A 20,754-nucleotide genomic window follows, 5' to 3' on the forward strand; every position below is an offset into this window, starting at 1 on the left:
GCAGTGGGTTTCCACTTAATCGCCACCTAATTGTTTAAAAAATGGTTCTCTGCTTGCCCAAATATGCCCCCATTGTTAAAGTGTGCGGATAAACATCGACTTCACGTTAAAGCGCTGTCATCTCACCCTTGCTAACACGCGATAACACAGAAACAGGAATACACTTTTCATGTTTAAAAAGCTTCGAGGCATGTTCTCTAACGATCTGTCCATCGACCTCGGAACAGCTAACACGCTGATTTACGTTAAAGACCAAGGTATTGTACTCAACGAACCCTCTGTAGTGGCTATTCGCCAAGAGCGTGCTGCTGGACCTAAAAGCGTTGCCGCTGTAGGTGCAGAAGCCAAACGAATGCTAGGTAGAACACCTGGTAACATTCGCGCTATTCGCCCTATGAAAGACGGTGTTATTGCCGACTTTTATGTAACAGAGAAAATGCTTCAGCACTTTATTAAACAAGTGCATGACAACAATTTCCTTCGCCCTAGCCCTCGTGTTTTAGTTTGCGTTCCATGTGGCTCTACCCAAGTAGAGCGCCGAGCCATTAAAGAGTCTGCGCTAGGTGCAGGTGCACGTGAAGTGTATTTGATTGATGAACCTATGGCCGCCGCTATTGGTGCAGGTTTACCTGTATCAGAAGCAACTGGCTCAATGGTGGTCGATATTGGTGGTGGTACAACTGAAGTGGCTATCATTTCACTTAATGGTGTTGTGTACTCTTCATCGGTACGTATCGGTGGTGATAAGTTCGACGAAGCTATCATTAACTATGTACGTCGTAACTTTGGTTCACTCATTGGTGAAGCAACGGCTGAGCGTATTAAGCATGAAATTGGTGCAGCTTACCCGGGTGAAGAAGTTCGTGAAATTGAAGTGCGTGGTCGTAACCTTGCTGAAGGTGTACCGCGTGGCTTCACATTGAACTCCAATGAAATCTTAGAAGCCTTGCAAGAGCCGCTTACGGGTATTGTTTCTGCTGTTATGGTTGCGCTTGAGCAATCTCCACCAGAACTCGCTTCTGATATTTCAGAGCGCGGCATGGTATTAACCGGCGGTGGCGCATTACTGAAAGATTTAGATCGGTTGTTGATGGAAGAAACGGGCATTCCAGTAGTTATTGCTGATGATCCGCTAACTTGTGTAGCGCGTGGCGGTGGTAAGGCATTCGATATGATTGACCTACACGGTGGCGACCTGTTTAGCTATGAGTAAACGGGAAAGGCAACCTTAAGGTTGCCTTCTTTGTATTATGGATACTATTTTTACTCGCGGTCCCTCACTGAATAATAGATTAGCGCTGGCAATTGTTTTGTCAGCGTTACTTATTTTTGTGGATCACAAAGTGGAAGGGTTTAAATCGACTCGGGTCTATTTGAATTCATTCATGAGCCCCCTTCAATATTTAGCTAACTTACCTCGGTTGATGCTAAGCGAAAGCGCCCAGCGCTTGACCTCCCACGAAGATCTTCTCGAAGAAAACGACAAACTGACTAATCAACTGCTACTCATGAGCGAGAAGCTCCAGCGGTTTGATGCCTTGTCTCAAGAAAATAAACAACTAAGACATTTGCTGGATGCGCCTGTTCGTAACGACTTACGTAAAATGGTTGCCGAGCTCATGGCGGTTGATAAAAACCCCTATAGCCAGCAGGTGGTTATCAACAAGGGGGCCATTGATGGGGTTTATTTATCTCAACCCATCATTGATGAAAAAGGCATAGTGGGGCAGGTTATGGAAGTGGGCAGCACCAACAGCCGTGTGCTACTACTTGCCGATGTGACTCACGCCATTCCTGTTCGCTCTCAGCGTAATGATATTCGCTTTATTGCCACTGGCAGTGGCGCGCTAAACGAGCTGTATTTAGAGCATGTACCTCATAGTGTTGATATTAAAGCGGGAGATGTTTTGATTTCCTCCGGCTTAGGCAAAATTTTTCCAGAAGGGTACCCCGTGGGTACGGTTAAAGAAGTACGACGGGATGAAAGTCGCCCATTTTCTATTGTGACCGTAATGCCTATGGCCAAATTAGACCGTCTAAAGTACTTGTTACTCTTGTGGTCTGATGAAGGCAAACCTATCGACAGCGATGTGGAAAGTGAGAGCAACATGGTAAGTAAAGAGGAGGCTGAAGATGATTCGTAAGCGTCATTCGGTTATCGTCACCACGCTTTTGATTGCGCTTGTCCTTCAAATCGTGCCGTTGCCTATTCAGGTTGATTTATACCGCCCTGATTGGGTTCTGATTGTGCTTGCGTACTGGAGCATGGCGCTTCCCCACAGAGTGAATGTGGGCGTGGCCTTCTTAACAGGCGTCGCGGTAGATATATTGGTGGGTACTACCTTAGGTATTCACAGTTTAAGCTTAAGTATTTCAATCTATATTTTAGCCGCGAACTACCAACGGCTACGAAACTACTCTGTTTGGCAACAAGCTATTGTTATAGGGTTGCTTTCTTCGCTGTACCACTTGCTAACATTCTGGGTGCAGCACCTACTCACAGACATCTATTTCCAACTGGATTACTTGTGGCCTGTGCTTACTTCTATGTTGTTATGGCCGTGGGTATTTTGGCTACTTCGTAAAACCCGTCGTCAGTTCTCCATTAGTTAAAGTATGAGATCCTTATCGTGAATTATTCAGTGGTTTTAGCCTCTGCTTCCCCTCGTCGTACCATGCTGTTAGATCAGATGGGCATTGCCCATTCAGTAAAGCCAGTGGATATTGATGAATCAGCCCTTGCTAATGAAACGCCTGAAGCCCAAGTTTCTCGACTCGCTGAGCAAAAAGCTAAGACAGCCTTGGCGCGGCTAAAAAGTGAAGATGCACTGAGTGAAAGTACACGGGTCCTAGCTTCTGATACGCTTATTGCCTTTAACGGGGTTAGTTTGGGTAAGCCAGAAAATAAAGAAGACGCTAGACGTATTCTTTCAATGCTATCGAACAACGAGCATGAAGTACTGACGGCCATTAGTGTGGCGTCTACTACCAAGCAAGTGACACAAACTATTACCACCAAGGTAGCTTTTGCCGCATTGACGAACGATGAAATTGACGCATACTGGGACACAGGTGAACCTGCAGATAAAGCAGGCAGTTACGCCATTCAAGGTATTGGCGGTCAATTTGTAAAAGCAATATACGGCAGTGCTAGTGCAGTGGTTGGATTGCCTTTGTATGAAACAAGGCAGCTACTTAGAGAATTTGGAGTCGTGTAGTGAGTGCAGAGCTACTAATCAATGTTACACCGTCAGAGTCTCGTGTTGTTCTCATTGAAAATGGGATATTGCAGGAAATTCACGTAGAGCGTCATACCAAGCGTGGCTTAGTGGGCAATATCTATCGTGGCAAAGTTAGTCGGGTACTACCCGGAATGCAAGCCGCATTTGTGGATATTGGCCTTGAAAAAGCGGCTTTCCTGCATGCCTCGGATATTGTTATTCACAACGAAATAGCAGAGGAAGTATCAGCCAGTCATATTCAAAAACAAGACATTCGTGAGCTTGTTCGAGATGGCCAAGATATTGTTGTGCAAGTGGTGAAAGACCCTATCGGTACCAAAGGCGCTCGTCTTACTACCGATATTACTATTCCAAGTCGCTATTTAGTGTTTATGCCAAGTGTTACTCATGTTGGCGTATCTCAGCGTATTGAAGAAGAAGCTGAGCGGGAGCGTTTGAAAACACTTGTGCAAGAATTCTGCGATGAAAACGGTGGTTTTATTTTACGAACCGCAGCTGAAGGGGTAGGCAAAGCTGAATTACAGCAAGATGCCGCCTTTTTACGCCGACTGTGGGACAAAATTCAATCGCGGATGAAAAAGCGTAAGTCCAATGTGTTGTATGAAGATTTACCGCTGGCGCGCCGTGTGCTTCGCGATTTTGTCGGCACCGAGTTAGACAGAATTCGAATAGACTCTAAGTTGTCTTTTCAGGAGCTGTTCCAGTTCACTAAAGAATACGTGCCCGAAATGAACGGCAAGTTGGAATATTACACGGGCGACAGGCCCATATTCGACTTGCACGATGTTGAAAATGAAACCCAACGAGCACTTGAACGCAGGGTCGATTTGAAATCAGGCGGCTATTTGATTATCGATCAAACCGAAGCCATGACCACCATTGATATAAATACCGGCGCATTTGTTGGGCACCGTAACCTAGAAGAAACTATCTTTAATACTAACACCGAGGCAACACAAGCCATTGCTAGGCAGCTTCGGTTACGTAATTTAGGCGGTATGATCTTAATCGACTTTATCGATATGATTGAACCAGACCACAAAAGACGTGTCTTACATAGTCTAGAAGTGGCGACAAGTAAGGACAGGGCCAAGATTAATATTCACGGGTTTACGTCGCTAGGGCTCATAGAAATGACCCGCAAGCGCACCCGTGAAAGTATTGAGCACATACTGTGTGGCGAATGCCCCGTATGTAAGGGCCGAGGTACGGTGAAAACCGTTGAAACCATCTGCTTTGAAATTATGCGTGAAATCGTTCGGGTAAACCGCGCATATGATGCCGATAAATTTGTTGTTTATGCTTCCCCTAAAGTGGTTGAAGCATTGATGGGCGAAGAATCGCATATGCTTGCAGAGCTGGAAGTGTTTGTATCGAAGCAAATTAAAGTACAAACCGAAACCTTGTACAACCAGGATAAGTACGACGTCGTCATGATGTAATGCATTAACTATACGAAGGCGAAGTGTGACAAATTTAACGTCGGTAGCAGCCTATTTAGTTAAAAAAATATGGTTGCTGCTTGCCATCCTGCTTGTTCTATTCGCGCTGTTAATCAGCGCCGCTCGCTATGCGCTGCCGCATATTGAACACAACAAGCACCTGCTGGAAGACTATATCAGCCAGCGCTATGGCGTAAATCTGACTATTAACAGCGTGCATGCAGTATGGCAACGCTCTGGGCCGAGTATTGTCTTAAATTCGGTCTCCATGGCGCAAAACGATGCGTCTCCCGTTGGGCTCAATATTCGTCAAGTCTACGTTGAATTGGACTTTTGGCAGTCTTTGAGACGACAAATGATCTCATCTACACGTTTTGAACTTCGCGGCCTTAAGCTTGATGTTGATGCCGATAGGTTCGAGCGTGCAGGCGATAACAACTTTCCTGTTGTTAATGCATTAAAAAGCTTATTTCTAGAACAACTCCAAAGTTTCTCTCTAGAAGAAGGGGAAGTGCTCCTCTCTAAAAATAGCGAGACTCAGTCTTTTATTATCGACCAGTTAACGTGGAATAACAGCGGTAAACGTCACCAAGGCTTAGGGCAAATGAAGGTGGCCGATGTATCGTCGAATTCTGCTTCTTTCATTATTGATGTGACTGGCAATAAAGATGCCTTTGAAGGGGTTTTTTATGCCCGCGCTGAAGATTTAGATATTTCACCCTGGGTGAGCGACTTAATTAAAACCAAACGTCCGCTGACTGAAAGCCGCGCAAATTTCGAAATTTGGGCCGACGTGCAAAGTAATGGTATCACCGGCGTTCAAGCTCAGTTTGAAGAAAGCTTATTAGAATGGGGCGGGGAAGAATACTCGTCCCTAGTGACAGGTATTCGTGGTGGCAGTATTGAAGCTGTACCTACACAAGATGGATGGAGCGTTAGGGTAGATCAATTGGTGGTAGACTCTGGCCACGAAACCATAGAAGCTGATTTCGTAGGTAAAGTGAGTAATTCAGGTGACGCAGTAGTCAGCATTGTAAAACCGGTTCAGATAAACCCATTCCTGATGCTTTTGCCGCTATTTATGGACGACACCAGCGAAGAGGAAATTCGCGCGCTAAATCCCAATGGGCAACTTGCTACCTTGGAGCTTCAATTTAGAAATCGTCGCCCAGAGTTAACCGCTAAAATCCTTGATTTGTCGTGGGAGCAAGCCGGAAAAGCCCCAGGCCTTACCTCGCTAGATGCCGACGTATACTGGTATAAAGATTCTGGAGCGGTTTACTTAAAAAGTGAAAACAGTACCTTATCTGCCGACAATATTATTAAACAAAATCTCGATATCAATACCTTCAACGCTAACCTGTATTTTCACACTCAGGCGGTAGGTGATGAAAAGCAATGGGTGGTGACGGGCAAAGATCTCTTGTTCGACAGCAAACAGTTAGTGTTAGAGCCAGTATTTCGGGCCAATCTAACCACGGGCAACCTAGACATATTTGCCAATCTTAAACCCTTAGCGTTAAACGCAGTCAGTGATTTCTTTCCTGCCTCGTTAATGGGCGTGAATACCGATAAATTTCTTACCCGCGCCTTTGGTGGCAAAGGTAACGTAAGCAAAGCGCAAATATTGTGGCACGGTAGCCCCAAAAACTATCCGTTTCACGACAACAGCGGCATTTTCCAAGCTTATGTCGACATTGAAGATAGTGACTTTGTATTTTCCTCAAAATGGCCAGCCCTAAACGATTTGGACTTATCTGTATATTTCCATAATGATGCCTTGGTGATGGAAAGCGATAAGGCGACTTTGGCAGGTGTTGAAGTCGCGAGCATGTCTGCTGCTATCCCACGATTACACCCATCTTCATTGTTGACGATTTATGCAGAAGGTTCTGGTACAGGCGAAAAGGTAACGTCGTTGATGAAGCAGTCTTCAATTGCCAGCTCGCTAGGGAAAGTGTTAGATAAAGACGTGCAGGTCTCGGGGCCATTATCGGCAAGCTTAACATTAGATATACCCTTTAAAGGCAAAGATGTACGGGTTCAAGGTGAAGCCCAGTTAAACAATAACGATGTGTATATTACCAGCACGCGTATGCAGTTCGATGACGCCAGTGGTACGCTGAGCTTCGACAATGCAAAAATTGACGCTAATGGGTTAACTGCGAGCTTATTAGGCCAGCCTGTGGAAATGTCAATTCAGGGGCGTCAGAACGACAGCTACGACGTTAATGTGAACCTTAAAGGGCGGTGGCATGTACATCCGTTAGTGAAGTATGTAAAAACCGATCTCATTGATTACTTAGACGGTGAAACCCATTGGCAGGCCGATGTGAATTTAAGCCTATCGAATAGCGACTTTTCTTACAATGCCCAGGTTAACGCTGATTTAACGGCAACCCAAAGCTTGCTGCCAGCGCCGTTTGCGACAGTTCAAGGTACCAGTCTGCCACTTCAAATTAACAGTGAAGGTAACCTACAAGCCTCTAATGTAGAGGCAAGATTAGGTGACAATATTCACTTCGACGGCGTATTGCCCCATAAAGAAATGCAGTTCTCTCGAGCGCACCTTTCCTTAGGCGACGCAGATGTGGGTGATAGAGGTACCGGGTTCAGTATTGCCGCGAATCTAGAGCAGGCCGATATTGTTGAATGGTTTACTACCCTGCAAACGCTCATTGTGCCAAGCAAAACGAACGAGACTAGTGCGAGCTTAACCGCCAACACACGCACAAGTACCAACACTAATAGTGATACGTTATCGACGGAAAACCGTGCCCAAAAGCAAAATATCTTCGGGGTGCCATCACGCATATTTGTGACCGCAGATACCCTAACCGGATGGGGGCATTCACTAAATAACGTGTCTTTAACCGCTCGGGAACAAGACAAAGATTGGCTGTTACAAGTTGATGCGGCGAAAGCGCGAGCGACTATCAGGGTTAATAACGATATTAATAACCAAGGTATCGATATTAACGCCGATTACTTAGTACTGGATAAACCCACTACTGAGGCTGCTGATTCAACAGAGGCGCCAGAAGAAGAAATCGAGATGGCTAAGCAGCGCGCGGACGTAGTGGAAGTTGACCCGCTAGATTTGCCTCCCATCTACTTCTATTGCAGTGTTTGTAGTGTCCATGGCCTTGATTTAGGCGAAATCACGCTTGATGTAGCAAAAACTGATCAAGGCTTACAAATAAGACAATTTCTCACGCGTTCTTCCAGTGCGGATGTCACTGCAACCGGATACTGGCAGCATGAAGGCGGCGATATAACCACCCGGTTAAACGGTACGCTTTCCTCTCCTGATGTGGGACAAATGCTCAAACAGCGAGGGATCACTTCGGGTATTAAAGACTCCGAAGCTGATGTTAAATTTGATTTAGGTTGGCCTTCTTCCCCGTTTGATTTTTCGTTAGACAAAGTAAGTGGTGACGTAGATTGGGCCCTCACTGACGGTTATCTCACTGAGGTTAGTGATAAAGGCTCGCGCATATTCACATTATTCAGCCTAAACTCATTAGTACGCAAGCTAAGCTTAGATTTTAGAGATGTATTTGCCACAGGATTCTTCTACGACAAAATGGGTGGAAGCTTACAAATTGCTGACGGTACCGCCTTTACCGACGATACCGAAATAGACGGCGGTGCAGGTGAAATTGAAATTAAAGGCTATACCAACTTAAATACAGGTGGCCTTAATTACAATATTACGTTTGCCCCTAATGTAACGGGGAACTTACCCTTTCTAGTGTATTTTTTAGCTACGCCCCCAACGGCATTGGCTGCGCTGGCGTTAGATCAAGTGTTAACATCAGCTAAAGTTATCTCGAACGTTAACTATAAGGTTTCTGGCACCATTACTAATCCGCAGTTCGATGAAGTAGAACGACATAGTAAAGATATAAGCTTACCGGCGAATGTGTCGCCAGAAAGCACTTCGCCATTAGATCGGCCGCTTACCGAAGATGATTTACGCAGAGTAAAAATGGAGGTTATCGATGGTTAATCTAGTTGCAGTTCAAATGACATCTACGCCCAGTGTAGAAGACAATTTGAATCATGTAGAACAGGCTATTTCCCGTGAACAAGTTCCAAAAGACAGCTTAGTAGTATTGCCAGAATGCTTTGCCTGTTTTGGTACTAAAGATGGCGAGCTACTCAATGCCGCCGAAGTCAAAGATGAAGGGCTGATACAGCAACGTTTATCGGCGCTCGCCAAAGCCCATGAGTGCTACATTGTTTCGGGCACGTTTCCTATGGTTACCATTGATGCGTCAAAGTTTTCAGCGGCGTGTTTATTGTTTGGCCCAGACGGCACGGTATTGGCCGACTATCGTAAAATTCACCTTTTTGATGTGTCGGTGGATGACAATACGGGCAGCTACAAAGAATCTACGTTTACAAACCCAGGCAGTGAAGTTGTTACGGTAAAAACCCCAATTGGCAACATTGGGCTAGCGGTATGTTATGATGTGCGCTTTCCAGGCTTGTTTACCGCCATGGGCGATATCGATATTTTAGTGTTGCCCGCTGCCTTTACGCAACGAACAGGTGAAGCGCACTGGCACACGTTAGTGAAAGCGCGAGCCATTGAAAAACAATGCTATGTGGTAGCTGCCAACCAAACCGGTGAGCACCAAAATGGCCGTGAAACCTATGGTCATAGCCTAGTGGTTTCGCCGTGGGGTGAAACCTTAAGCGAGCTACCTCAAGACATTGGTGTCATTCAAACCAGTGTTAATATTGAAGCGCGACAAGCCATTAAACAAAATATGCCGGTTGCCGAACATAACCGATTCAGGAGTCACTTTGTCTAAATCTGTTGAACGCCATTTACTGTCTGACTCTGGACTAGATGTAGCGTCGCTAGAAAGAGCCCTTTCGGGTATCCATCGTCACGATACCGATTATGCTGATCTTTATTTTCAGTCGAGCCAACACGAAAGTTGGGTGCTCGAAGATGGCATTATTAAAGAAGGTAGCTACAACATTGAACGTGGTGTTGGCGTTCGTGCTATCAGCGGTGAAAAAACCGGTTTCGCCTATTCAGATGAAATCAGCGAAGATGCCTTAGTAAAGGCGTGCAACGCTGCGCGCAGTATTGCCCCTGATGGTGGATCTCAGAAAGTATCATCCCTAGGACGTAGCGATTATCAAGCGCGCTATGGTGAGAAAAACCCTATTTTAGCCATGCAAGATGCCGAGAAAATTTCTCTGCTAAAAGCCGTGGACGCGTATGTTAGGCAGCAAGAGCCATCAGCCAATCAGGTTGTGGTTAGCATTAGTGGTGTGTACGAAGAAATTTTAGTGGCTGCCAGTGATGGTACATTCGCCACCGATATCCGCCCCTTGGTTCGCCTTAATTGTTCTGTGTTGCTTGAAGACGGTGATCGTCGTGAGCGCGGCAGCGCGGGTGCTGGCGGCAGATACGCGTATTCTTTTTTTGAGTCAGATAAAGACGGTCGCCCCTACTATGAGCAGTTAGCCGACGATGCCCTGCATATGGCCCGGGTTAACATGCAAGCGGTAGCCTCACCAGCGGGTGCTATGCCGGTAGTATTGGGTAATGGCTGGCCTGGTGTATTGTTACACGAAGCGGTGGGTCATGGTCTTGAAGGCGACTTTAACCGTAAAGGTGCGTCAACCTTTAGTGGGAAGATTGGTCAGCGAGTAGCTGCAAAGGGTGTAACAGTAGTAGACGATGGCACATTGGCTGATCGTCGTGGTTCGTTGTCAGTAGATGATGAAGGCACTCCCACGCAGCACAATGTCCTTATTGAAGACGGTATTCTAAAAGGCTACATGCAAGATAAGCATAACGCCAAGCTAATGGGTGTTGCGCCAACTGGAAACGGTCGTCGCGAGTCTTATGCGCATTTACCTATGCCGCGCATGACCAATACCTACATGTTAGAAGGGCAGTACGATCCTAAAGAGATTATTGCCTCTATCGATAAAGGTATTTACGCGCCTAACTTTGCTGGTGGGCAAGTTGATATCACATCAGGCAAATTCGTATTTTCTAGTGCAGAAGCATACCTCATTGAAAATGGTAAAATTACCGCACCAGTTAAAGGCGCTACTTTGATTGGAAATGGCCCTGAAGTTATGCAGAAGATTTCCATGATTGGCAACGATGTGGCATTAGACAACGGCGTTGGCGTGTGTGGTAAAGACGGCCAAAGCGTGCCTGTTGGCGTAGGCCAACCTACATTGAAAATAGACGAGCTTACTGTGGGCGGAACGGCGTAAATTACGCGTTACGCTAGTGTGAGAATTCGAAAAAGGCGCCGGTTGGCGCCTTTTTTAATGCAATATTTTTGACTGTTTATATACGATCAGTGCAGCATGTTGCTGCGAAAGAGCCTTCTATTCCAAAGTGACTACCATATCAAGACTGGTAGTAACACCACTGGGAGAGGTAACTAGCGCACTTACAATCGCACTGGTGCTGGCTTCCGACTCATCTAATAGATTAGTCAGTACGAAGGATAGTTGTCTGTTACCTGCCGCGTTGGTAGAAGGCACGGTGGCTTCAAGTGAACCTGAAATCCCCCCTTCAGAGCTTGTAATGCTAATTTCTGTACCTTCTGCTAATGGCTGATTAGCGGTATCTGAATAGGCTAACGATAGCAACGCATTGCTTCCTCTTGGGATACTCAACACAGGCGTTAACCCAGGCGGATTAGTGTTGTTCGCTAGCTCATCGGTACTGCTGTTAAACGTTAGCAACGCAGATGACGATGACATAATAACCACCATGGCGCGCCTCACATGCAGCGCGCTATTCCCGCAGGTTGTGGCATCGCATTGCGGGCCATCAAATAATCCATTGGCCAGGGTAAAGTCACCTGAACTGTCGTAATCGAAAAAGGGCTCTGTGGCGTCATAGCTACCGTCTTCGTTATCGTCACGCCATGCCTCGGGATAATCGATAAAGCCCGTGGTATCAGGCAGTAATATGGATAGTCCATTGCCCGTACTGCCGGTAATTGCGCCGCCATCAGCATCGTCGTATAGGTTATTGCCATTAGCGTCTATTAAGGTTTCATGGCCTACCGCTGTTACCATTACCGTAATTCGGTGATCGGCTACTCTTGGCTCAGCACTCGTCCAAGTCACACTGCACCTGCCGCTTTGGGTGGTGCAGCTTGGCTCAATTAACCCGCCTTCGGTGGTGAAGTTCAGCGTGGTGCCATCTGGCACTGGATTGTTAAAAGCATCAGCCGCGCTAGCGGTAATGGTTAATTCGTTGCCGTTAATGTTGTGTGCTTCAGGGTTCAAACTCGATGGCGACAAACTAATACTGTTTTGATCGGGCAACCCAGTGTTCACGCTAAGCAAGTCAGACTGAGACTGAATGCTAGTATCATCAATGTCGGTAACGGCGGTAACGCGAACGGCAGTAGGCACGCTACCTGCTGTCACAAAAGTGCTGACTTGGCCTTCAGAGTTAGTCAGTGCACTAGCAGGAGAAAGCGCCAGGCCACCAATATTACTGTTTAAGCTAAACGCCACTTCTTGTTGAGCAAGCGGATTACCCAACGCACTGTTAACTTGAAAGGTTACTCTTGATACTGAGCTTGCATCTTGGCCGCCCGTACCACTGATTACAATTGATGACGGAGACGCATCGATAAAGGCGATGCTACCTGCGGTTTCAGGCAGAATTTCTATAGAACGGGACACACTTAACGTACTGCTATTGATAGTAACCGTTGCACTTATCTCGTCGTCGAAGCCGGTATTTCCAGCGCAACTATTGTCTTGAAATGTAGAGCGGGCTTGTCCGCTTGCGGTAAATACGGTTTCATCAATATCGGCACTATCGTTCGCCACACAAACAGAGCTAAAGGTTACGGGAATACTGGTGGCATAGGTTTCGCCTTCAGAATTAACCAGTGCTACGTTAACACCAAGGGTTGCGCCAGCGGCGATGACAACGTCTTCGTCCGTGGTGTAACCGTCTACCCCTAATAAACCGGCTACAAATTCGCCGTTATCAAACGTACCAATTCGAATAACTTCATCGGTTACCGCAGAAGACTGAATTTCATAATTGAGTGTAGCGGTTAGGGTTTGTTCATTATAAACATATGACACAGTGGCCGTGCCAGCACCTAGGTTATCGTCGGTAGGTATTAACTGACTATTGGCAAGGCCGTCATTAGTGGTTAGCGCGTCATCTATGCTTACCGAACCGCGAGACACTTGGAAGCTCACAATGGCATCTGCAATTGGGGTGTCATCGATATTTATCAGCGACGCACTAAGGGTGCCGGTTTCATCAGCGGTAATCCTACTAACTTGATCGCCTGCACTGTCACTTAAGGTTAGTGAAAGGGTGGGTAAAAACACGGTATCGGTGTCGGCAATCAAAAACTCAATGTTTGCTTCTGACGATGTGCTGTCGTAAGTAGCGGTAATCGTGCTGGCACCAGCAATAGCGCTATCTGAGTCTAAATACACAATGGCTTCACCGTTACTGTCAGTGAGCTTGTCGCTAACAGAGAGTGTGCCTATACCGCTTGTAAAACTGATTATTTCTCCGGTTAATACCGCACCATCTTCGGTAATGGTAGCAGTGATGCAGGCAGTATCACCAATCTCGAAACTAGCCTGATTAACCGTATTACAGTTAGCATCGCTAATCTCAAGAGAAAGTGCTACGACTGGAGAGGTGGTGCTATCGTCGCTATCCGAACTGCCAAAGGGGTCGTCGCCGTTTGCCCCCGAGGTACCATTACATCCTGATAATACCCAAACGAAAGCAAATGCCGCTAAGAGCCGCCCCATATACCTCTCCTTATGTTGCTACTCTTTTTGAGTAACGTCTTTTAAATATTGGAATAACTCCCTGTAAGCTTTAGGGGGAGCATTCTTTTCTTGTTCTTTTTTCACTTGGCGGTGGAACTGTCTTAATTTTTGTCTATCTAGCTCAGGGTATTCTTCAATAAGCCCTTGAATAGCGTCGTCACCACGGGTGATTACATCTTCACGAGCACGTTCTAATTCATGAAATGCAGCGTTATTTGCTTGATGTTGATGGGTTATTTTAGCCAAGGCGACTTCAATAGGGGAATTATCCCTTTGTCTAAGTAGCTTACCAATGAACTGAAGTTGCCTTCTGTAACCGTCTTTTTTCTTATTGATGACACGGGCAATATCTAACGCATCTTTCAATTCTTCATCAAGCGGAATGGTGGCGTAGTGGGCAGGGGTAAGGTTTACTACGGTTTGCCCCAGCTTTTGTAAGTCTTTAGATTGGCGCTTTAGTTCGCTTTTACTAATGAGCTCTTCTTCTGGCTCGGCGCTTTCTAACTTAGATTGTTGTCGTGATTTAGATTTCTGATCGCTCATTTCAAACTCATAAGTGTTACACTTTAGCTAAATTGTAACTATCACAGTCGGATTTAGACAGCGAAACTTACTATGCAAATTGAGCAACAGTTATCAGAAATTCAGAATGTCGTTGATGATGTACTGAAATTAGCCCTAAAAAATGGGGCAACCCAAGCAGAAGCAAGCATGTCAAAAGTGGAAGGTATTGCGGTATCTTCACGTATGCAAGAAGTTGAAAACGTAGAGTTTACCAACGATGGCGGCTTGGGAATTAGTGTTTACGTAGGTAAGCGAAAAGGCAGCGCCTCTACGGCTGACTTAAGCAAAGAAGCACTTACCCGTGCCGTGGAAAAAGCCGTCGATATTGCTAAGTACACCAGTGAAGATCCTTGTACTGGTCTTGCCGATGCTGAACTTATGGCCACAGAATTCCCCGATTTGGATTTATATCACCCGCAAGAGCTTGATACAGAAAAAGCCATTGCCACCACAATTGAAGCGGAATCTGCTGCATTAGGTTACGACCCGCGCATTACAAATTCAGACGGTGCATCGTATAACGCTAACCTTGGTATGCGTGTTTACGGCAATACCCACGGTATAAATGCAGGGTATCCAAGTAGCCGTTACAGCTTAAGCTGCATGGTGATCGGATCGCAAGATGGCGACATGCAGCGTGATTATGCGTACACAGTCGACCGACAGGCGCCTTTGTTGCAATCGGCAGTATCTATTGGGCAAGAAGCGGCAAAAGCCACTGTAGAGCGTTTAGGAGCCCGCAAGATTAATACGGCTCAGGTGCCTATTCTGTTACACAAAGACATAGCGTCTAGTTTATTTGGGCATTATGTGGGTGCTATCAGCGGGGGTAGTTTGTATCGTCGTTCATCGTTTTTGTTAGATAGCTTAGGAAAACAAATTTTTCCAGAATGGTTAAACATTGAAGAACGCCCATTTATAAAGTCGGGCTTAGCGAGTTCTAGCTTCGACAACGAAGGCGTTGCTTGTAAAGACATGACAATAGTTGATGGCGGAAAGCTTTCTACCTACCTTTACACCACGTATTCGGCTCGCAAGCTAAACACCCAAACCAATGGTCACGCAGGTGGCATTCACAACTGGTTAGTGGGCGACACAGGTCATAGCGACAGCGACTTGCTAAAAGAAATGGGCACTGGCTTATACGTTACCGAGCTTATGGGGCAGGGCGTGAACACGGTTACCGGCGATTATTCTCGCGGCGCAGCTGGGTTCTGGGTAGAAAATGGTGTTATTCAATACCCTGTTCACGAAGTGACTATTGCAGGCTGTTTACAAGATATGTTTGCTGGCATTGTGGCAATTGGTAAAGATAAAGATTTACGCGGTAGTGTGCATACCGGTTCTATCCTTATTAATCAGATGAAAATAGCAGGAAGCTAGTTTCTCTGTTTGGATTTAAGTCGTTCAATCTCACATAGTTTTATGTAGCGAGCTTGAATGAACTTACTTAATTTAAAGACTGCCGCTGGCGAAATTCGCTAGGCGGCATCCCTTGTGACTTTTTAAACCGCTTCGAAAACGTAAACACATTGCTGTAGCCCACGTAGTTGGCAATATAAGCAATGGGCCATTGCGTGCTTATCAGTAAATTTTTAGCCCTTACCATGCGCAGATAAATAACATGCTGCATGGGGCTTCGACCAAACTGCGCAAGGCATAGCCTGTGTAGGTGAGGGGCCGAGTAGTGCACTTTGTCTACCAAGGCGTCTATATCCCAATTGAACTGCAATTGTTTTTCTACCGCAGCAAACAGGGCCGACAATCGTACTTGGTGCGTGCTTTTCACCGGGGTGGCAATATGCTGCAAATATTGCTGAATAATTGGAATAACCGCTTGCCGATGTTGGCTATTGGTTTCTAAATACAGTAATTCCATCGCATGGTGCAACCCTGCCAACTCAATGTCGTGCTGAACGGGGTGTGCTACATCAAAAAAATGCTGCCATCGAGGGCAATCGGATAAATTCAGCCAAATAATGTCCCACTGCTCTTGATCCGCTCGCGGCGCTTGATCGGCTCGCGGCGCTTTCCCAGCGTTAATTTTATCTTGTACTTCACTGGCTTCGCTTTTCGTTACTTCAGTTGCATCCGGCGTTGCGCTGGTTTCATCAAATTGATCAATTTGCACTTCAAAACTTTGGTGCGCTGGCAAAATAATCACACTTGAAGCTGGTAGTGCGTACTCGCCAGACGGGGTGAGTATTTTACCGCTGCCGTTTAATGAATAAAAAAGAGTGTGGTTAGGAGGGGTAACTCGGCCAACTTGATAAGTGCCTGATAAATTCGAGCAGCCCGCTAACTCAATGTCTAGCGCTTTAATTTCTGGCGCATTTGTACTATCTATAAAGCGTTCAAGGCAGTGTGGCCCAATATTCACAATATCGCGAAAGGTTCTCTGCGCGTGCATATTTTGGGAACCAGAAGAAGCTAAGCTAGTAGGTTGCATAATTGTAAAATGAGAGTTTTGGATAAATTAAAGAGAGAAACAAGCATAAAGGATTGCGCGTGTTTCCGCTATATTTCACCTGTTATTAAAAAAACCTACCGTAAAAGGAGCCAGTAATGGCAAATGTTGCTCAAGTTGTTGCGCAAAATGATTGGCAGAACCCTGTCGTATTTCAAAGAAATCGCGTAAATGGACATAGTCCATTAAACGGTTTTTTAACCCAAGAAGATGCTAAACATAACGTTAATGCGCAAAAACAAAGTTTAAATGGCGAGTGGGATTTTAGGTTATATCCCCAACCTGAGGCCGTTACAGAAGACTTACTGAGCGAGGTATTGTCTGAAGCTGCAAACTGGCAGCCTATTATCGTGCCTTCAAACTGGCAACTGCAGGGGGTTGATAAGCCTATTTACTGCAATGTTAAATATCCTTTTCCGGTAACCCCGCCAGACGTGCCTAGCGATAACCCCACAGGCTGCTACCGCACCACGTTTACGGTAAATGAAGAGGCCGTGCAACTGCGTAATCATATTGTGTTTGAAGGGGTTAATAGTGCCTTTCATCTTTGGTGTAATGGTGAATATGTGGGGTATTCGCAAGATAGCCGTTTACCGGCCGAATTCAATTTAACGCCTTTTTTAAAGGTTGGTGAAAATCGCTTAGCGGTAATGGTAATTCGCTGGTCTGACGGGAGCTATTTAGAAGATCAGGACATGTGGTGGTTAAGCGGTATCTTCCGCGATGTGGTACTGGTAACGAAACCACAGCATCATATTCAAGATGTATTTGCCACACCAAAATTAGATGCTTGCTATCGGGATGGCCGCTTAGATGTTCGCACTGCGATTAACGCCCCAGCAAGCTATACGGTGGGCATTCAGTTATTTGATGGTGAAACCGCCGTTACCGCACAAACTGTGTCGAGCACCAATAACCGCCGCATAGACGAGAAAGGCGGCTGGGATGATGTGATTTTTCAATCGTTAACAGTCACTGAGCCTAAGAAATGGACGGCAGAGAGTCCCTATCTATATCGCCTAGTCGTCACTTTGTTTAACGACGCAGGTGATGTGGTCGTTGCCGAAGGCTACAACATAGGTTTTCGTCAGGTCGATATGCTTGATGGCCAGTTATGCGTTAACGGTAAACCTATTCTTATTCGTGGCGTAAACAGACACGAGCATCATGAAAGTAAAGGTCATGCGGTGAATGAAGCTGACATGATTGAAGATATAAAGCTATTAAAGCAAAACAACTTCAATGCGGTACGCACTGCCCATTACCCTAATCATCCGCGTTGGTATGAACTGTGTGATGAGTATGGTTTGTACTTGGTAGATGAAGCGAACATTGAAACCCACGGCATGTTTCCCATGGGGCGACTGTCTAGAGATGCATTGTGGGCCGGCGCTTATTTAGCTCGTTATACGCAAATGGTAGAGCGAGATAAAAACCACGCATCTATTATTATTTGGTCATTAGGTAATGAATGTGGTCATGGGCCAAATCAAGATGCCATGTACGGTTGGTCTAAAGCGTTTGACCCATCACGACCTGTGCAATACGAAGGCGGTGGTGCGAATACTACCGCTACCGATATTATCGCCCCCATGTATGCCCGGGTAGATACCGATGTACTTGATGATGCCGTGCCGAAATGGGCCATTAAAAAGTGGTTATCGCTACCTGGTGAAACTCGCCCTGTTATTTTGTGTGAGTACGCCCATGCCATGGGGAACAGTTTAGGAAGCTTTGCGGACTACTGGCAGGCATTTAAAGACTATCCACGTTTGCAAGGGGGCTTCATTTGGGATTGGGTCGATCAAGGCTTAGTGAAGCATACAGACAGCGGTGAGGCCTATTGGGCTTACGGTGGTGACTTTGGTGATACTGACAACGACCGTCAGTTCTGTATTAATGGTTTGCTGTTTCCTGATCGCACACCGCACCCTGCTTTATTTGAAGCGAAGTACTGCCAACAGCATTTGACATTCACGCTTAAAGCACTAGAGAACGAACAAGCTAGCAGCTATCAGTTAACCATCACCAGCGACTATGTATTTCGTTCAACCGATAACGAAATTCTGCAGTGGCAATTGCTTAAAAACGGCGAATGCGTTGCCAACGGCACTGAAACATTAAGTATTGGCCCCCAGTCGTCACAAACACTTGTGATAACCCCAAATATTGAGTTTGTACCCGATGCGCAATATCACCTTAATATTGATGTAGCGCTAGCAAACGACTGTGACTGGGCGAATGCTGGGCATGTGTTAGATACAGAGCAGTTCGAGATTGCTAACACCGCAGGTTTATCTCCTTTAACATCGGCCAGTACTAATACTGGTGGTGCTAGTAATGGCGAGAATAAAGCGAAAGAAACAGTAACGGTAGAGCGTAGCGAAACTAAGGTGAAGATCCACGCGGCAAGTAATAACTTCGTGCTTGATGCTAACACTGGGTTACTTACTTCCTGGTTAGCCAATGGCGAAGAGCAGCTCAGTGCGCCACTAGAAGATAATTTTTTCAGGGCACCATTAGACAATGACATTGGCGTAAGTGAAGTGGATAACCCCGATCCAAATGCATGGGAGTCGCGCTGGCGCCGCGCTGGAATAGGGCAATGGCAGCGCAGCTGTGTTGGTGTCGATATTGTTGAATGTGCACACGATGTGCGTGTGACGGCACTGTTTAACTACCATCACAACAATGCTTTAGTCGCCTCTACTCGTTGGTGCTACCGCGTGAATTTAGCTGGCACATTAGCATTAGATGTTCAGGTGAAATTAGCCGATGCATTGCCCCCTATGCCGCGTATCGGTTTGCAGTGGGCAGTGCCTTATTCAAGTCAGGCTGAAGCCAACATTCAGTGGAAGGGATTAGGACCATTTGAGAACTACCCCGACCGATTAGCTGCAGCAAGGTTTGGTAGTTACAGTGAAAGCATCGCGAGTATGCATACGCCTTATATATTTCCTACCGACAATGGGCTTCGTAGTGACTGTCGAGAGCTTAGCCTTAACGCTATAAAAGTAGCGGGTGATTTTCACTTTGCTGTAAGCCCGTACGGGCAAAAGCAGCTTGATGCAGCTAAGCACACCTGCGACTTAACTACTGCCGACAGTACTTACGTGTACATCGACCATGCTCACATGGGGGTAGGCGGCGATGACTCGTGGAGCCCAAGTACGCACAAAGCCTTTTTGTTAGAGAAAAAAGCCTATCGTTATTTTTTATCTTTTACTGCATGCTCATAAGAGCATCGCAAACTAGCTAAGCTTAAGTGCGTTCAAAACTTACATTATAAATTTAGAACGTAAAAAAAAAGCCGCTCTATTGAGCGGCTTTTTTTGTATTTAATCAGGCTATTACTTACAACGGTAACTACCATTGGTATCTCTGTTTGGGCTAATTAGCCGTCGACAGAGCCACAGAAGCGGTAACCTTCACCGTGAATGGTCACAATCAATTCTTCGTCAGAAGGATCTGATTCGAAATGCTTACGAATACGGCGAATAGTTACGTCTACTGTGCGGTCGTTAGGGCGAAGTTCACGGCCTGTCATTTCCATAATTAGCTGTTCACGGGTAAGAATTTTACCTGGGTTGCTAAGGAATAAGTGTAGTGCACGGAATTCACTGCGTGGTAACCGGAACTCTTTACCTGTTGGTGAAATAAGAGAACGGCTGTCGCCATCCAAAATCCAGCCATTGAAGTTTACACGGCTTGGTAAATCATCGTCTTCTGCAGAGTTTGTGGTGCGAGATAATAAGTTACGCGCACGAATAGTTAGTTCACGAGGATTGAAAGGCTTGGTTAGATAGTCATCTGCGCCAATTTCCAGACCTAAGATACGATCAACGTCGTTATCACGGCCAGTAAGGAAAATAAGACCTACATTTTTACGGTCACGTACTTCACGTGCCAAAATTAGGCCATTTTTACCTGGCAGGTTAATATCCATAATAACCAAATTAATTGCGTGATTTTCAAAGAAGTCATGCATTTGATCACCATTTTCAGCTTCAAATACATTGTACCCTTCTGCTTCGAATAAACTCTTTAGCGTGGTACGTGTGACCACTTCATCTTCAACAATTAACACATTTGGCGTCTGCATGGTGTTTTACACTCTTTATAAAATCGGTTTAAGCAATTACTGATTAAATTTTAATATTCGTTTACTTATATGCAAGTTACTATCGAATATTACTAAATTCAAGGTATTGGGGTT

Annotated in this window: 14 protein-coding genes; 10 read left to right on the forward strand and 4 right to left on the reverse strand. The window is 45.7% G+C overall.

Going from position 1 to position 20,754, the window contains the following annotated elements; genetic code table 11:
- Nucleotides 1–169 precede the first annotated feature (169 nt).
- The 8 genes from FLAVO9R_RS01050 to tldD are packed head-to-tail and all read left to right on the forward strand — an operon-like array spanning nucleotide 170 to nucleotide 10,942.
- Nucleotides 170–1,213 (forward strand): rod shape-determining protein, encoded by a 1,044-nt coding sequence (locus tag FLAVO9R_RS01050; RefSeq protein ID WP_013785855.1) that lies wholly within the window; start codon nucleotides 170–172, stop codon nucleotides 1,211–1,213.
- 37 nt (nucleotides 1,214–1,250) lie between these two features.
- A complete protein-coding gene (gene mreC / locus FLAVO9R_RS01055; protein ID WP_159528056.1) occupies nucleotides 1,251–2,144 on the forward strand; it encodes a rod shape-determining protein MreC in 894 nt (297 codons plus the stop codon).
- Nucleotides 2,137–2,613, forward strand: coding sequence for a rod shape-determining protein MreD (gene mreD, locus FLAVO9R_RS01060; protein ID WP_041453083.1), 477 nt, complete (start codon nucleotides 2,137–2,139; stop codon nucleotides 2,611–2,613). The genes mreC and mreD overlap by 8 nt, the downstream gene beginning before the upstream one ends.
- Nucleotides 2,614–2,630: 17 nt before the next feature.
- The gene (locus FLAVO9R_RS01065; RefSeq protein ID WP_159528057.1) at nucleotides 2,631–3,218 is read left to right on the forward strand and encodes a Maf family protein; all 588 of its coding nucleotides are present in this window, start codon (nucleotides 2,631–2,633) and stop codon (nucleotides 3,216–3,218) included.
- On the forward strand, nucleotides 3,218–4,684 hold the full coding sequence (rng, locus tag FLAVO9R_RS01070; RefSeq protein WP_013785851.1) for a ribonuclease G: 1,467 nt from the start codon (nucleotides 3,218–3,220) through the stop codon (nucleotides 4,682–4,684). Before FLAVO9R_RS01065 ends, rng begins: the two co-directional genes overlap by 1 nt.
- Before the next feature lie 25 nt (nucleotides 4,685–4,709).
- On the forward strand, nucleotides 4,710–8,696 hold the full coding sequence (locus FLAVO9R_RS01075) for a YhdP family protein (protein ID WP_159528058.1): 3,987 nt from the start codon (nucleotides 4,710–4,712) through the stop codon (nucleotides 8,694–8,696).
- Nucleotides 8,689–9,507, forward strand: a complete 819-nt coding sequence (locus FLAVO9R_RS01080; protein WP_159528059.1) for a carbon-nitrogen hydrolase family protein — start codon at nucleotides 8,689–8,691, stop codon at nucleotides 9,505–9,507. The genes FLAVO9R_RS01075 and FLAVO9R_RS01080 overlap by 8 nt, the downstream gene beginning before the upstream one ends.
- Nucleotides 9,500–10,942, forward strand: a complete 1,443-nt coding sequence (tldD, locus tag FLAVO9R_RS01085) for a metalloprotease TldD (protein ID WP_159528060.1) — start codon at nucleotides 9,500–9,502, stop codon at nucleotides 10,940–10,942. Before FLAVO9R_RS01080 ends, tldD begins: the two co-directional genes overlap by 8 nt.
- 117 nt (nucleotides 10,943–11,059) lie before the next feature.
- Here tldD and FLAVO9R_RS01090 read toward each other — a convergent pair whose 3' ends face one another.
- A complete protein-coding gene (locus tag FLAVO9R_RS01090) occupies nucleotides 11,060–13,486 on the reverse strand; it encodes an Ig-like domain-containing protein (RefSeq protein WP_159528061.1) in 2,427 nt (808 codons plus the stop codon).
- An 18-nt stretch (nucleotides 13,487–13,504) separates the two neighbouring features.
- A complete protein-coding gene (gene yjgA, locus FLAVO9R_RS01095) occupies nucleotides 13,505–14,050 on the reverse strand; it encodes a ribosome biogenesis factor YjgA (RefSeq protein ID WP_013785846.1) in 546 nt (181 codons plus the stop codon).
- A 72-nt stretch (nucleotides 14,051–14,122) separates the two neighbouring features.
- On the opposite strand from yjgA, the gene pmbA reads away from it, so the two are divergent.
- Entirely contained in the window at nucleotides 14,123–15,454 is a 1,332-nt protein-coding gene (pmbA, locus tag FLAVO9R_RS01100; protein ID WP_129735835.1) for a metalloprotease PmbA, read from the forward strand.
- Between the two features lie 67 nt (nucleotides 15,455–15,521).
- Here pmbA and FLAVO9R_RS01105 read toward each other — a convergent pair whose 3' ends face one another.
- Nucleotides 15,522–16,481, reverse strand: a complete 960-nt coding sequence (locus tag FLAVO9R_RS01105) for a helix-turn-helix transcriptional regulator (protein ID WP_232370552.1) — start codon at nucleotides 16,479–16,481, stop codon at nucleotides 15,522–15,524.
- 155 nt (nucleotides 16,482–16,636) lie between these two features.
- On the opposite strand from FLAVO9R_RS01105, the gene FLAVO9R_RS01110 reads away from it, so the two are divergent.
- Nucleotides 16,637–19,777, forward strand: a complete 3,141-nt coding sequence (locus FLAVO9R_RS01110; protein ID WP_159528063.1) for a beta-galactosidase — start codon at nucleotides 16,637–16,639, stop codon at nucleotides 19,775–19,777.
- Between the two features lie 155 nt (nucleotides 19,778–19,932).
- Here FLAVO9R_RS01110 and arcA read toward each other — a convergent pair whose 3' ends face one another.
- The gene (arcA, locus tag FLAVO9R_RS01115; RefSeq protein ID WP_013785842.1) at nucleotides 19,933–20,640 is read right to left on the reverse strand and encodes a two-component system response regulator ArcA; all 708 of its coding nucleotides are present in this window, start codon (nucleotides 20,638–20,640) and stop codon (nucleotides 19,933–19,935) included.
- Nucleotides 20,641–20,754 lie beyond the last annotated feature (114 nt).

The sequence above is a fragment of the Alteromonas sp. 38 genome (genome assembly GCF_902506055.1).
Taxonomy (GTDB): Bacteria; Pseudomonadota; Gammaproteobacteria; order Enterobacterales; family Alteromonadaceae; genus Alteromonas; species Alteromonas lipotrueae.